Source organism: Corynebacterium sp. HMSC08D02, assembly GCF_001807505.1.
GTDB classification, from domain to species: Bacteria; Actinomycetota; Actinomycetes; order Mycobacteriales; family Mycobacteriaceae; genus Corynebacterium; species Corynebacterium pseudogenitalium.
This window is the reverse complement of the sequence record NZ_KV789238.1, coordinates 78,071-91,830: the sequence shown is the minus strand read 5'-3', so window position 1 is coordinate 91,830 and position 13,760 is coordinate 78,071. Positions and strand designations below refer to the sequence as shown.

Annotated in this window: 15 protein-coding genes; 12 read left to right on the top strand and 3 right to left on the bottom strand. The window is 65.5% G+C overall.

Features of this window, described 5'->3' with window-relative positions:
• Positions 1–126 precede the first annotated feature (126 nt).
• Positions 127–552: a MarR family winged helix-turn-helix transcriptional regulator gene (locus HMPREF3170_RS04855; RefSeq protein WP_070478157.1), complete on the bottom strand. Its 426-nt coding sequence runs from the start codon at positions 550–552 to the stop codon at positions 127–129.
• Positions 553–594: 42 nt separating this feature from the next.
• Positions 595–885, bottom strand: a complete 291-nt coding sequence (locus tag HMPREF3170_RS04850) for a rhodanese-like domain-containing protein (protein ID WP_070478242.1) — start codon at positions 883–885, stop codon at positions 595–597.
• Between the two features lie 49 nt (positions 886–934).
• Here HMPREF3170_RS04850 and HMPREF3170_RS04845 point away from each other — a divergent pair, with 49 nt between their 5' ends.
• The 3 genes from HMPREF3170_RS04845 to HMPREF3170_RS11555 all read left to right on the top strand — a co-directional run bounded on the left by HMPREF3170_RS04845 (position 935) and on the right by HMPREF3170_RS11555 (position 5,063).
• Positions 935–1,633 carry a sortase gene (locus tag HMPREF3170_RS04845; protein WP_246814916.1) on the top strand — a complete coding sequence of 233 codons (699 nt, stop codon included), beginning with the start codon at positions 935–937 and terminating at the stop codon, positions 1,631–1,633.
• Between the two features lie 106 nt (positions 1,634–1,739).
• Positions 1,740–2,537 (top strand): hypothetical protein, encoded by a 798-nt coding sequence (locus HMPREF3170_RS04840; RefSeq protein WP_070478155.1) that lies wholly within the window; start codon positions 1,740–1,742, stop codon positions 2,535–2,537.
• 123 nt (positions 2,538–2,660) lie between these two features.
• Positions 2,661–5,063, top strand: coding sequence for a hypothetical protein (locus HMPREF3170_RS11555; protein ID WP_168161621.1), 2,403 nt, complete (start codon positions 2,661–2,663; stop codon positions 5,061–5,063).
• 228 nt (positions 5,064–5,291) lie between these two features.
• On the opposite strand, the gene HMPREF3170_RS04815 is transcribed toward HMPREF3170_RS11555, so the two are convergent.
• Positions 5,292–5,768: an inorganic diphosphatase gene (locus tag HMPREF3170_RS04815; RefSeq protein ID WP_070361888.1), complete on the bottom strand. Its 477-nt coding sequence runs from the start codon at positions 5,766–5,768 to the stop codon at positions 5,292–5,294.
• An 89-nt stretch (positions 5,769–5,857) separates the two neighbouring features.
• On the opposite strand from HMPREF3170_RS04815, the gene dacB reads away from it, so the two are divergent.
• From dacB to HMPREF3170_RS04770, 9 genes are all read left to right on the top strand, one after another.
• A complete protein-coding gene (gene dacB / locus HMPREF3170_RS04810) occupies positions 5,858–7,120 on the top strand; it encodes a D-alanyl-D-alanine carboxypeptidase/D-alanyl-D-alanine endopeptidase (protein ID WP_070478150.1) in 1,263 nt (420 codons plus the stop codon).
• Between the two features lie 2 nt (positions 7,121–7,122).
• Entirely contained in the window at positions 7,123–8,028 is a 906-nt protein-coding gene (gene tilS / locus HMPREF3170_RS04805) for a tRNA lysidine(34) synthetase TilS (RefSeq protein ID WP_070478148.1), read from the top strand.
• A gap of 78 nt (positions 8,029–8,106) precedes the next feature.
• Positions 8,107–8,715 carry a hypoxanthine phosphoribosyltransferase gene (gene hpt, locus HMPREF3170_RS04800; RefSeq protein ID WP_176754803.1) on the top strand — a complete coding sequence of 203 codons (609 nt, stop codon included), beginning with the start codon at positions 8,107–8,109 and terminating at the stop codon, positions 8,713–8,715.
• 18 nt (positions 8,716–8,733) lie between these two features.
• Positions 8,734–11,040 carry an ATP-dependent zinc metalloprotease FtsH gene (ftsH, locus tag HMPREF3170_RS04795; protein ID WP_070478145.1) on the top strand — a complete coding sequence of 769 codons (2,307 nt, stop codon included), beginning with the start codon at positions 8,734–8,736 and terminating at the stop codon, positions 11,038–11,040.
• A complete protein-coding gene (folE, locus tag HMPREF3170_RS04790) occupies positions 11,030–11,602 on the top strand; it encodes a GTP cyclohydrolase I FolE (protein WP_070478144.1) in 573 nt (190 codons plus the stop codon). The genes ftsH and folE overlap by 11 nt, the downstream gene beginning before the upstream one ends.
• A 2-nt stretch (positions 11,603–11,604) precedes the next feature.
• Positions 11,605–12,456 (top strand): dihydropteroate synthase, encoded by an 852-nt coding sequence (gene folP, locus HMPREF3170_RS04785; RefSeq protein WP_070478143.1) that lies wholly within the window; start codon positions 11,605–11,607, stop codon positions 12,454–12,456.
• Positions 12,449–12,829 (top strand): dihydroneopterin aldolase, encoded by a 381-nt coding sequence (gene folB, locus HMPREF3170_RS04780; RefSeq protein ID WP_070361894.1) that lies wholly within the window; start codon positions 12,449–12,451, stop codon positions 12,827–12,829. Before folP ends, folB begins: the two co-directional genes overlap by 8 nt.
• Positions 12,829–13,290: a 2-amino-4-hydroxy-6-hydroxymethyldihydropteridine diphosphokinase gene (gene folK / locus HMPREF3170_RS04775; RefSeq protein ID WP_070361895.1), complete on the top strand. Its 462-nt coding sequence runs from the start codon at positions 12,829–12,831 to the stop codon at positions 13,288–13,290. The genes folB and folK overlap by 1 nt, the downstream gene beginning before the upstream one ends.
• Positions 13,287–13,754: a DUF3180 domain-containing protein gene (locus HMPREF3170_RS04770; protein WP_070361896.1), complete on the top strand. Its 468-nt coding sequence runs from the start codon at positions 13,287–13,289 to the stop codon at positions 13,752–13,754. Before folK ends, HMPREF3170_RS04770 begins: the two co-directional genes overlap by 4 nt.
• The last annotated feature ends 6 nt before the right edge of the window (positions 13,755–13,760 follow it).

Genomic DNA, 13,760 nt, shown 5'->3' with positions numbered 1-13,760 from the left:
TGCCAAATGTGACAATCTCAAACCTCTAGCACTTTTCTAACCTGTGGGTATGAACGGCTAGCCCAAATGGGAGTGCGTCTTTTGGCACTGCGGTCCGAAGGTGACCCCGAGCAGGCCAGGCAAAAACTACAAAATCGCCTGCGACAGCTTCCGGAGGTTCTTGAGCTGCTTGTGGTTGGCGGCGTCGAGGGCGCGTTCCTCTGCGGCGGCCACTTCTTCGGCGAGTTTGGTCAGGGCCTTGCCGCCCTTCTTGGTGGCGGTCACGATTTGGCGGCGGCGGTCCTTCGGGTCGCGTTCGCGTTTGACCCACGCGTGCTTCTCCAGGCAGTCGATGAGGCGGACCATGTCGGAGGCGTCGATGGCGAGGAGCTCGGAGAGTTGCGATTGGGAGCGTGCTTGCTCGGATACGCAGCTGAGTACCCAGAACTCGCGCATGGAGGAGTCGTGCTTCGCCAGGGTGCGCTCCACCTCGTCTTTGGTGTGCCTGCGCACGCGTTCGATCTGGAACGATGGCGAAGTAGTCAGCGCCTCTGGGAGTTCAATCGTGGCCATAAGTCCCAGAGTATCGGGCTGCTGGCCAGGAATGAAACCGTGCTACTCGGTGGGCAGCCCGTTGGCGATCCACTCCATGGTGCCGCCCTCGACGTTGATGGGTTCCCAGCCGTGTACCTGCTCGAGGTATTCGCATGCGCGGGAGGAGCGTCCGCCGGAGCGGCAGATGACGTAGATGTCCTGGTCGGGGTCGATTTTGTCGGTGAGGGTGGTCAGTTCGCTCAGTGGAAGGTTGGTGGCGCCGACGGCGTGGACTTCGGCGTACTCTTCGGGTTCGCGGACGTCGATAAGCTGGGCGTTTTCGGGGACTTCTTTGACGTTGATGGATTGCATGTGCGCGATTGTAGCGGAAGTGTCGGGTGCGTCGGCTACGATTTCCACTATGCGTACGCCTCCTCGAACTCGACCCCCGCAGTGGGTGTTTTGGGTGCGCCGAATAGTGGCGTTGCTGCTGCTCATGGCGCTCGTCTCGCTGTCGGTACGGTGTGGCAAGGAGGAGCCTGCGCCTGCGCCCGAGCCTCCAGCAGAGGTTCCTGCAGCGCTTGGTCAGTCGCAGCCGCTCGAGATGTTTATTCCCTCGGTCGGGCTTCGCGCGCACTTCGAGGAGGGCCCGTGCCGCGTGCGCGCGGACGCCTTGGATCCGGCCACATTAGATAAGGCATGTGTGTATACGGCGCCGGAGAAGCCGTATTCGCTGCCGGGGCCGGGTGCTGAGGATCTGGTGGTCGTCGCTGGTCACACGGGTGCAGGGGTGCACGGGGTCTTTGACCAGCTTTTCGACGGCTCCTCCGACCAGCACACCATCCGGGTGGGGGACATGCTGTACCTGCGCACCGCCGACTCCGAGGCAGCTGGTGGGAAGTGGTTGTCGTACCGCGCGACTGACCTGCACGATCCGGTGAAAGAGGTCATGGCCAGCGATGTTGATATTTGGGGTGATGGGCCACGCCCGGGCCGGCTGCTGACGATCTCCTGTATTCAGCCGCGCAATATTTTGGCGGACTCGGTTCGCAACGCGGTCATTGGGTGGCAATTTTCGTCCGTGCTGGATGCGCCACCGACCGATACCGGCGCAAAGTAACTGAAGTTTTTTGTGTAAACACTTGTGACTGGGGTGAAGTGCGTCTACAGTGGGGCTAAACCATGAAGTAAGACTTGAGACTTCATGTTGAGCAAAGGAGCCCCTAATGAAGCGCAACACCGTACTGGCCGCCGTCATGACCGGCGCGCTCGCAACCGCCATCGTTCCCATGGCCCAGGCGCAGGACATTCCGCTGCCGGCCGTGACCCACGACATCAACGGTGCCGAGTACTTCCTCACCCAGGACGGCACCCACTACGTGCCGGACCGCAACCTGGTCAACATCGCGTTTGACCAGCTCTCGGCGGCTGACCGCGAGCGCGCAGTGGACGTGGCCAAGGCGGCCGTCGCCGGGCTTATCGACGCCCCCGCTGCCGAAACCGCAGCCCCTGCAGCTCCCGCAACCGAAGCGACGACCCCTGTCGAGCAGCCAGCCCCGACCGGCGACCACCAGGACGTCCCATTCACCGCCGAAGACGTCGACCCGAACAACCCGGCACCGGCTGCAGCTGGCCTGATCGCGCTTCCGGCAGTGCTCGCGATTGGTGGTCTGACGTACTACCTCAACGCTGACGGCAAGACCTACGTCACCGACCTGGCCCGCATCAACGAGCCTCCAACCGACGCCGAGGTGAAGGACTCCAACGCGCTGCTCGCGGAGAACGCCGCTGAGGTGGCACGCCAGGGCCTGGCAACCTCCAAGGCTGCAGGTCAGGCGCCTGTTGAGGCGCAGCAGCAGGCTGCCCCGGCACAGGCTGCCTCGGCACAGTCCCCGGTGGCAGAGCAGCGCGGTATCGCGGCTGAGACCGGGTCGAACACCCTGGTGCGGGCGCTGTTTGCGTTGGTGGTGGCGTCGATAATTGGTGCAGCCGTCTTTGCATACGGGCGCCGGTTCCTCATATAGTAAACCTTTGTGAAAACTCGAAATGTTCTTGCTGCTGTTTGTGCTTTCTCCCTGGTACTAGGGGGTACGACGCCCGCTTCCGCGCACGTCGACGTGAGGCCCAACGGGTCCGAATGCAAAGCGTTGAAGTCGCAGTTCAAGCGGGGGCAGCAACTGGACATTTCGCGGTTTACGTTCGCGGGTGACCGCAATACGGGCATCCGCAACAACACCCTCTACCTTTACGACACCACCGGCCACCGCGCCGACATCCAGCGCGCCGCCGACCTGTGGGTCAAGGCCGTGCGCGACCGAGGTGGATACCTGGATATCAAGTTCATCGACCACAAGACGCCCGAGGCCGTCAGCGTGATCGTGGACCCAAGCCTGCGGCCGCTGGGGCGCGTGACCGGCGGCGGGCCGACACTGACCGTGCGGATTAGTCCCAGGATGTTTGGGCGCTATGTTGAGGCGAAAAGCCGCATTATGACCATCGCGCACGAAATGGGCCACGCGATGGCACTCGCGCACAGCTGCGACGACCTCCTTATGGTCGTCGGAGGCTCCCGTAAACCCGGCCTGGTACCCCAGCCTCTCGACGCCGAAATCCTCATCCAGCGCAACAACCTGCGCCAGAAGCCGACTCCTACACCGGAGCCTTCGCCTGAGCCTTCGCCTTTGCCACCGGTGGTGACGCCGACGACTTCCGAGCGTCCGAAGCCAAAGCCGACGACATCGTCTTCTTCGTCTTCGTCGTCGAGCCAGCCGTCCCTCCCGGACCTGCCACCGTTGCCGATGCCGACGATCCCGAGCGCCCTACCGCTGCCAACGACCTCGACGAGCTCGACGACTTCTGAAGCGCCCTCCGTCACTGTGACGATCGCTCCGGAGACCACGCCGTCTACCTCGACGACTGCTACCTCTAAGCCTTCTACCTCTAAGCCGTCCTCGACGTCTTCGCAGGTACCGAGCACCGACTACATCGTTGCGCCGGAATACGTCGCCCCGCCAAAGCCTTCCACGGTCGAAGAGGGCGAACGCATCGTCGCCGACGCAGAAGCCACGTTGAAGAAGGCCGAGCAGGCTGAGAAGAACGCTCGGAGTACGAAGGACCGCATCTTGGCGCGCCTGCACGTGGAGAATGCGGAGCGTGCCCTCGCGGAAGCCAAGGCAAACCTCGGGAAGCTGCGCGAGCAGCTCGCCAGCGAGACCTCAACGACCACGTCCACAACGCCTACCACGTCGACCACGTCCGCGCCGCGGACAACCGCGACTACGTCGGTTGCGCCAACTCCGACCACGTCGATTACGTCCGTTACGCCAACTCCGACCACGTCGATTACGTCCGTTACGCCAACTCCGACCACGTCGACTACGTCGGTTACGCCAACTCCGACCACGTCGACCACGTCCGCGCCGCGGACAACCACTTCGGCGGCCCCGAGCGTGTCGGCAACGCCAACTACGTCTACGACTTCCGCTACGCGGACAACGCCGACGGTGGGGCCGTCGACAAGCGGGGAGACCTCCACGTCATCGCCTCGTTGCTGCCCGAACTGTGGAGCCACAACACCGCAGTACGAAGCCCCGAGCTACGCGCCCGCAGTGAAACCAAAGAGCGTTGAGGAAGCCCGCGCGGCGCTGGCGACCGCCAAGCAAGAACACAAAATCGCCGAAGCGCTCATGAAGGTTGTGCGCCGCACCGGTTACGCACCAGAAATCAACAAGGCGCAAGCCGAGCTTGACCGCACGTTCTTCCGCGTCGTCGAGGCGCAGGAAAACCTGGACGAGCTGCTGGCAAAGGAGCCGACGCCAACAACCACGGACGTCACTTCTTCTGCTGCGCCATCGTCGGTGACTACTTCGGTCACACCGTCTCCGACCACGTCAGAGGTTTCGACGACCACATCCTCGTCCGCGACCTCGTCCACGTCTTCGTCCGCGTCCTCGGAAGCACCGAAAGCGTCCGCGCCGCGGACAACCGAAACGACTACGGCGGAGCCTTCCACGGAGCCTTCGACTTCCGAGGCGCCGAAGGTGTCCGCGCCGCGGACAACCGAAACGACTACGGCGGAGCCTTCCACGGAGCCTTCGACCTCGGAGGCGCCGAAAGTGTCCGCCCCGCGGACAACCCAAACCATCGAACCTTCGACCTCGGAGACGTCGAAAGCGTCCGCTCCGCGGACAACTACGCCAACGACTACGCTGGTTGAGCCCGCACCAGAGTCTTCAACAACGCTGACTACGACGGCATCCTCTTCGACGACCGAGTCGACTACCACGTCCGAGTCGACTACCACGTCCGAGTCCGCCGCGCGGACAACTGAGGAAGTCCCAGAGCCGGAGGTGGGGACGTCGACAAGTGAGCCGGCACCCGAGCCGAGCGTTCCGGCGCCTGCGACCTGCGCGAAGGATGGTTCTTCAAGTGGATCCTCCGAGAATTGCGAAGGCAGCTCGAAGGGCGGCATCATCGCGGCGATCCTGGTGCCGCTGCTTGCGCTGCTGGGCGCGGCGGCGTTCTGGGCGAAAGATCACCTCAAGTTCTAGACGCTCGTGGTGTGCAGATTGGGCAGCCAGTGACAAAGGACGCAACCCTGCAAAAGCGCATCCTTATTTCCGCTGGTAGGAAAAGGGCTGGATGTATTGGGTTGCGTGTTTTGTCACTCAGGCCGACTCGGGCCTGCTGAGCCGACGCCAAAACCAGGAATTTGGTAGAGGCCCAAGCAAAAAGCCGCCCAGGTACAACCCAGGCGGCAAACACTTAGAAGCAGCGACCTACTTCTTGTAGTTGTCGATGGAGGCCTGCAGGATCTTTTCTGCCTCTGCCTTGTTGCCCCAGCCGGAGCCGGAAACTTCCTTGTTCGGCTCGAGATCCTTGTAGTGGACGAAGAAGTGCTCGATTTCGTCCTTGAGGAACTGGGAGACGTCGTCGATGTCCTGGTAGTGGTCGTAGCGGACGTCGTCGATGACGCAGAGGAGTTTGTCGTCGCCGCCGGCTTCGTCGGTCATCTTGAAGACGCCGATTGGGCGTGCCTTGACGATGACGCCTGGGAAGACGGACTCAGGGAGGATGACGAGGGCGTCCATTGGGTCGCCGTCGTCGGCGAGGGTTTCGTCGATGAAGCCGTAGTCGAGTGGGTAGGCCATCGGGGTGAACAGGTGGCGGTCGAGGTAGACCTTGCCTGTTTCGTGGTCGAGTTCGTACTTGTTGCGGGAACCCTTGGGGATTTCGATGGTGACTTCGACAGCCATGTGCGCTCCTTTTGTAGTCGCGTTGATAATACCGGTACTTATCATACGGGGCTGCGTCGCCCAGTGGGTTTGGGCTACGCTTATGCGCCGTGAAGCTTTGGACTTGGATTGTTGGCGGGGTTGCGTTGGTCGCGGTGGGTGGCGCGGCTGGCTTCGGTGTGGCGGCGCAGCAAGAGTTGGCGCGCATTGAACACGCCCCGGCGTATCAGTTGCCGCAGGCGGAGCCGGTGTTGGTGCCGGCGGTGCCACGCCCGGTGGATGTCCAGGCGCTGCAGGCGCGTCTGGCGGAGCTTGCGGAGGACCCTGCGTTGGGCACGTTCCACGCGCGCGTGTCGGACGGTTCGACGGGTGAGGTGCTGTTTGATCGGTTGGCGGGGGAGGCGTTGCGCCCGGCGTCGACGACGAAGATTCTGACGGCTGCGGCGGCGGTGTTGGAGTTGGGGGCGGATGACAGGATCGAGACGCAGGTGGTGAGGGGGGAGCAGCCGGGCTCGGTCGTGATCAAGGCGAACGGTGACGTGTGGCTGGATGCGGAGGCCATCGACCAGCTCGCCGAGCAGCTCAAAAACCAGCAGGTCACTGCTGTCTTCATCGACACGAAGGCGTGGGAAGAGCAGCCGACCATGATGCCGGGCTGGGACCCCGTGGACATCGATGGCGGCTTCGTCGCGCCCCTGGAGCCGGCGATGCTCTCGGGCGGTCGCCTGAACGGGGAGACCGAGGGGGACGTGCCGCGCTCGCATACTCCGGCGTTGGATGTGGCGCAGGCGTTGGCGGATCGCGTGGGTGCGCAGACGGTCGGTCTCGGCCCGGCGCCCGCGGAGACGGACACGCTGGCAAGCGTGGAGTCGCCGGATCTGGTGCAGCGCCTGCACATGATGATGAAAGAGTCCGACAACGTCTACGCGGAGGCCATCGGCAGGGAGGTGGCGGATCATGTAGGTATCGACGCCCCCTCCGCCACCCTGCACGTCCTGGCTGAGCACGGCTTTGACACGGGCGGCATCACGCTGGTGGACAGCTCCGGCCTGTCGGTGGACAACCGGATCACTCCGCGCATGTTGGACAGCATCCTGAGTGATGCCACCCAACACGAGCAGCTGCGCCCGATGCTGGACGCGCTGCCGGTCGCGGCCGGCGACGGCACCTTGGCCACCCGCTACGGGGACCTGGCCGGGCGCGGCTGGGTCCGCGCGAAGACGGGCACCCTGGACGAGACGTCCGGGCTGGCCGGCACGGTGACTGCGGAAAGCGGCAACGTGTACACGTTCGCGCTGCTCTCGAACGATTCGGACATTCTGGAGGCGCGCCGGGCGATGGACATGTTTGCCTCGGCGTTGCGGGAGTTCTAGCGATGGAGCCGTTCTGGCCCCGGCGCAGCCCCCACTTTTTGGCGTGCCGCCGCGCGGTGCGCGGGTGGACGGAGCCTGCGGTAATTGGGCTGTCGGGCGGGGCGGACTCGTTGGCGCTGGTGGCGGCGGCCGCGGCGGAACGGTTGGACGTGACGGCGCTGGTGGTGGACCACGGGCTGCAGGAGGGGTCGGCGGAGGTGGCCTGGCGTGCGGCGGAGCAGGCGCGCGCGTTTGGGGTGCCCGCGGAAATCGCGACCATCCAAATCACACACACAGGTAAGGGCACGGAGGCCGACGCCCGCCAGGCCCGCTACGCGGCCTTGTTCGAGCACGCCGGCCCCGACCGGGACGTGTGGACGGCCCACACCGCCGACGACCAGGCCGAAACGTTGCTGTTGGGGGCGCTGCGCGGCAACCCGGCGGGGATGTCCCCGCGCGCGGACCGGCTGGTGCGCCCCCTGCTGCATGTCCGCCGCGCGGACACCGAAGGCGCCTGCGCCGAACTGGGCGTCACACCCTGGCAGGACCCGATGAATAAGAACGAGCGTTACCGGCGGGTGGCGCTGCGCACCCGGGTGATCCCGCTGCTGGAGGAGATCGTCGGTGGGGAGGTGGTCCCGGCGTTGGCGGGCACGGCGGACCGGATCGCGCAAGCCGCGGCGCAGCTCCAGCACATCACCCCGGCCGCGAACGAAGACACGCTGGACTGTGCGGAGCTCGCAACACTGCCGCCGGTGGTGAGGAGGGCGGTGGTGGCGGAGTGGGTCGTCGAAAAGCGGGGAGAGGTCAAGGGGGCCCACCTTGCGGCGATTGAGGCGCTGGTGACGAACTGGCGGGGGCAGGGCGCGGTGCAGCTCGGCGGCGGGGTGCGGGTGGCACGGCGCGACGGAACGCTCGTGTTCGTCTAAATGGTTGTCCAAGGTGGCGTGAAAGTGGCAAGATGATGAACTGATGCCAACCGAGAAGGGCTTGAGAAAGGGCACCCGATGACCGAGCTGTATGACAAGAAGGATTTCAACGTTGCGCCACACCGCTACGGAGACGACGTGGAGGCGGTGTTGATCCCCGAGGAAGACCTGCAGCGGCGCATCCAAGAGCTGGCTGACATGGTCTCCGAGAAGTACCGTGACTCCGAGCAGGACCTGGTGCTCGTGTGCGTGCTCAAGGGCGCGGTGTTCTTCTTGACGGACTTCGCCCGCAAGCTTTCCATCCCGTGCGAGATGGAGTTCATGGCGGTGTCCTCCTACGGCAGCTCCACCACGTCTTCGGGCGTGGTGCGCATTCTGAAGGACCTGGACAAGGAGATCGAAGGCCGCGACGTGCTCGTGGTCGAGGACATCATCGACTCCGGTTTGACCCTGTCGTGGCTGCTGAAGAACCTGTCGGGGCGTAACCCGAAGAGCCTCGAGGTGATCACGCTGCTGCGTAAACCTGAGGTGCAGAAGGCCAAGATTGATCTTCTCGACGTCGGCTTCGACATCCCCAACGAGTTCGTCATCGGCTACGGCCTGGACTACGCCGAGCGCTACCGCGACCTGCCGTACGTGGGCACGTTGCACCCTCGCGTCTATTCCGACGCGCCTGAGGACATCTAATACACACAGAAGAGCTGTATGACCAAGAATAAAAACGTGTTGCGGTGGGGCCTGATCGGCGCCACCGTGCTTATTGTTTTGTACCTGCTCACCCTCATCGGGGATGACACCCGCGGCTACCAGCGCGTGGACACGTCGATCGCGATGGAGCAGCTACAGAACAAGAACGCCAAGGAAGTCCAGATCGACGACCGCGAGCAGCGCGTCCGCATTGACCTGCGGGAGCCGATCAAGGTCGAAGAGCGCGACGGCGTCGAGCAGATCAGCGCCCAGTACCCGGCGCGCACCACACCGGAGATCTTCGGCGCGGTGAAGGAAGCCGCCCCGGACAAGTACAAGACGAACGTGACGCAGGAGTCCTTCCTGATGTCGATGCTCGGCTTCATGCTGCCGATGGTGCTGATCTTCGGCCTGCTGTTCTTCTTCATGTACCGCATGCAGGCCGGTGGCGGCATGTTCGGGATTGGGTCGTCGAAGGCGAAGCAGCTGTCGAAGGACAATCCGACGAACACGTTCGCGGACGTCGCGGGTGCGGACGAGGCCGTCGATGAGCTGCAGGAGGTCGTGGACTTCCTCATTGACCCGAAGATTTACGAGTCGCTCGGCGCGAAGATCCCGCGTGGCGTGCTGCTGTACGGCCCGCCCGGCACGGGTAAGACGCTGCTCGCGCGCGCAGTTGCGGGCGAGGCCGGAGTGCCGTTCTACACCATCTCTGGCTCCGACTTCGTGGAGATGTTCGTCGGCGTGGGCGCCTCCCGCGTTCGCGACCTGTTCAAGCAGGCACGGGAGAACTCGCCCTGCATCATCTTTATCGACGAGATCGACGCCGTCGGCCGCCAGCGCGGCTCCGGCATGGGCGGCGGCCACGACGAGCGCGAGCAAACCCTCAACCAGCTGCTCGTGGAGATGGACGGCTTCGGCGACCGCGAGGGCGTAATCCTGATCGCGGCGACGAACCGCCCGGACATCCTGGACCCGGCGCTTTTGCGCCCGGGCCGCTTCGACCGCCAGATCCCGGTGACCAACCCGGACATCGCGGGCCGCGCCCAGATCCTGAAGGTGCACGCGAAGGGCAAGCCGTTGTCCAAGGATGTGGACCTGGATGCGCTGGCGAAGCGCACCGCCGGCATGAGCGGTGCGGACCTGGCCAACGTGCTCAACGAGGCCGCGCTGCTCACCGCCCGCATCGGCGGCAACGTGATCACCCCGGACGCGCTGGAGGAGGCCACGGACCGCGTGATCGGCGGGCCGCGCCGCTCCTCGAAGGTGATTTCGGAGAAGGAGAAGAAGGTCACCGCCTACCACGAGGGTGGGCACACGCTCTCGGCGTGGGCGCTCAAGGACATCGAACGCGTCTACAAGGTCACCATCCTCGCCCGCGGCCGCACCGGCGGGTTCGCCATGACGGCCGACGAGGACGACAAGGGCATGTACAACCGCGACGAGCTCTTCGCCCAGCTCGTCTTCGCCATGGGTGGGCGCTCCGCGGAGGAGCTCGTCTTCGGCGAGCCGACCACGGGGGCGTCCAACGACATTGAGCAGGCCACCAAGATCGCGCGCGCGATGGTCACCGAGTACGGCATGACGTCGGCGCTGGGCACGGTGAAGTACGGCCAGGCGCAGGGCGACGCCTTCTCCGGCATGGGGGCCGGCGCCAAGATGGAGTCCTCGCCGGAGGTTGCGGCCACGATCGATAAGGAGGTACACACGCTTATCGACGCCGCCCACGCCACCGCCTACGGCATCCTGGAGCAGTACCGCGACCAGCTCGACACCATGGTGTCCAAGCTGCTGGAGAAGGAAACGCTGCGCCGCCAAGACCTCGAAGCGCTCCTCGAAGGCGTGGAGCCCCACCGGCCGGAGCTGCCTGCCTACGACATCCGCTTCGGCCGCCAGATCGGCCGCGAGCCCGTCAAGACCCCTGTTGAACTGGCCGAAGAGCGTGGCGAGGAGCCACCAAAGCGCTTCTCCATCCTTGAGGCGTCGCGTGAGACGCGGGAGCGGCGTCGAAAAGAACGGGAGAAGGAGCACGGCGCTCCGCTGCCACCGCCGCCTGCGGGAGGCACCCCGACCTACGGCGGACCGAAGCCGCCGAGCGATTGGACGTACCCGGGCGCGCCGAAGGCGAAACCTGAGCCCGCGCCAGCGCCTGAGCCTGCGCCGAAGCCTGAGCCGGATACGCACCCGGGCATGGACAACTACCGTCCGGACGAGGAAATCGGGTTCCGCCTGCCGGAGCACGAGCGGCCCGACCGGCCCGACCGACCGTCAGAGGAAGAAACCAAACAGCTGCCACGACACAGGAGCAACGAGGATGACCAGTAAGTTCGACCGCGCCCGCGCCGAAGCCGCGGTGCGCGAACTCCTCATCGCAGTCGGCGAAGACCCGGACCGCGAGGGCCTGAAGGAAACCCCGGCGCGGGTCGCGAAGGCGTACGAGGAAGTGTTCGCGGGGCTGCACCAGGACCCGACCGAGGTACTCGAGAAGACGTTCGCGGAGGACTACCGAGAGCTGGTGCTGGTGCGCGACATCCCGGTGTACTCCACGTGTGAGCACCACCTGGTGCCATTCTTTGGCAAGGCGCACGTCGGCTACATCCCGGGCAAGGAAGGCAAGGTCACGGGCCTGTCGAAGCTCGCCCGCCTGGCCGATATGTACGCGAAGCGGCCACAGGTGCAGGAGCGGTTGACGGCGCAGATTGCGGACGCGATCGTCGATAAGCTGGGGGCTTCCGCCGTGATCGAGGTGCTGGAATGTGAGCACCTGTGTATGGCGATGCGGGGCATCCGCAAGCCTGGTGCCGTGACGACGACCTCCGCGGTGCGCGGCGGCTTCCAGAAGAACGCCGCCTCCCGCGCCGAGGTCTTGAGCCTGATAAGGAGCTAGCAATGGTCAGTGTGCAGGATCTCACCGCGCCGGGGCGCACGACGGTGATGGGCATCGTCAACGTCACGGAAGATTCGTTTTCGGACGGCGGGAAGTGGCTCGCAGTTGACGACGCCCTCTCGCACGCCCACGAGCTGGTCCGCCTGGGCGCGGACATCATCGACGTGGGTGCGGAGTCGACCAGGCCGGGCGCGACGCGTGTGCCCGCCGAGGTCGAGGCGGCGCGCGTGGCCCCGGTGATCCGGGCCCTTCACGAGGACGGCATCCGCACCTCCGTGGACACGATGCGCGCCGCCACCGCGGAGGCCGCCGCCGAGGCCGGCGTGGACCTCATCAACGACGTTTCCGGCGGGCTCGCGGACCCGGACATGTACGCCACGATGGCGCGCACGGATCTGCCGGTGTGCCTGATGCACTGGCGTGCCCAGCAGTTCGTGAACGCCTCCGGTGCCGCCGACCACGGCGGGGACGTGGTGGCCGATGTGCTCGGCCTCTTCGACGAGCTGGTTGCCAACGCCACGGCCGCCGGGGTGCGCCCCGAGCAGATCACGCTGGACCCGGGCCTCGGCTTTGCCAAGACTCCGCAGGAGAACTGGCAGCTGCTCCAGGCGCTGCCCGCGCTGATGGACTGCGGCTACCCGCTGCTAGTGGGCGCCAGCCGCAAGCGCTTCCTCACCGGGGTGCGCGCCGCCCGCGGGCTCGAGCACGGCCCGGTCGATGCGGACCCAGCCACCGCCGCCGTCACCGCCCTGTGTGCCCAGGCCGGCGCCTGGTGCGTGCGCGTGCACGAGGTGGCCGTCTCCCGGGACGCCGTCGACGTGGCCGCCGCGTGGAAAGCGGGCAACCTTGGCTGACCGCATTGAGCTCAAGGGGCTGTCCGTCTACGCACACCACGGCGTGCTGCCGCACGAGCGCGAGCACGGGCAGCGCTTCCTGCTGGACATCACCTGCTGGCTCGACTTCGCAGGCGCCGCAGCCACCGACGACCTGACCCAGACGATGAACTACGCGGAGCTAGCCCAGCTGGCCAGCGACATCGCCTCGGGCACGCCGCGCCAGCTCATCGAGACGGTGGCCACCGAGATCGCCGAGGCCGCCATGGAGCGCTTCGACATCCTGCACGCGGTTGAGGTCACGCTGCACAAGCCGCACGCGCCGATCCCGCTTCCCTTCGAGGACGTCGCCGTGGTGGCACGCCGCTCCCGCAAACGGATGGGGGCCCGCTGATGCGCGCGGTGATTTCGGCAGGCTCCAACATGGAGGACTCGCGCGCCCACCTGCAGTCGGTCGCCGACGAGTTCGCCGCCGAGCTCCTCGACGCAAGCTCGATTTACGCCACCGCGCCCTGGGGCGGGGTGGAGCAGCCAGACTTTCTCAACCAGAGCTTTCTTATCGAAACCGACAGCGACGACCCCTACAGCCTCCTTGCCCGCTGCCAGCGCCTGGAGCAGCAGGCGAACCGGGTGCGCGACGTGCGCTGGGGCCCGCGCACGCTGGACGTGGACATCATCGACTTCGAGGGCTACCGTAGCGACGACCCTGAGCTGACGCTGCCGCACCCACGCGCGCACTTGCGCGAGTTCGTGCTGGTTCCCTGGCTGGAGATTGACCCGCACGCCAAGCTGCTCGATCGCCCGGTCAGCGAGATTCTCGCGGAGCTGGAACCGCAGGGGGTTCGCAAGCTGTGAAACGCACGCCGCTGTCCGGAGTGATCGCCGTGTTCGGGTTTTGTACCGCCGCGGCGTTCATTGTGGTGCGCCGCCTGTTCGGCCTGCTTGAGTCGCTGAACATGGTGGTGCCGCTGAGCCTCTGGATCGTCGCCGCGGTGTGCTTCTACGTTGCGTTCATGGTGCACAAGCGCCGTGATGAGGGCAAGGTTGGCCTGGATCGCAGCCAGCTCAACCCGATGATGGCGGCGAACTTCATGCTGTTTGGCAAGGCCTGCACCTGGGCAGGAGCGGTCAGCGGCGGGCTGTACGCGGGGTGCCTGCTCTTCGTGCTGCCCCGGATGCACGTGCTGATGGCCGCGGCGCAGGACGTGCCGCCCTTGGTCTCCGGGGCGTTGGGCGGCGTCACGCTGGCGGTGGCCGGTGTCGTGCTGGAACGGGTGTGTGAGGTGTCGCCACCCTCAAGTGGAGAACAGGTTAGCTAAGGTAGT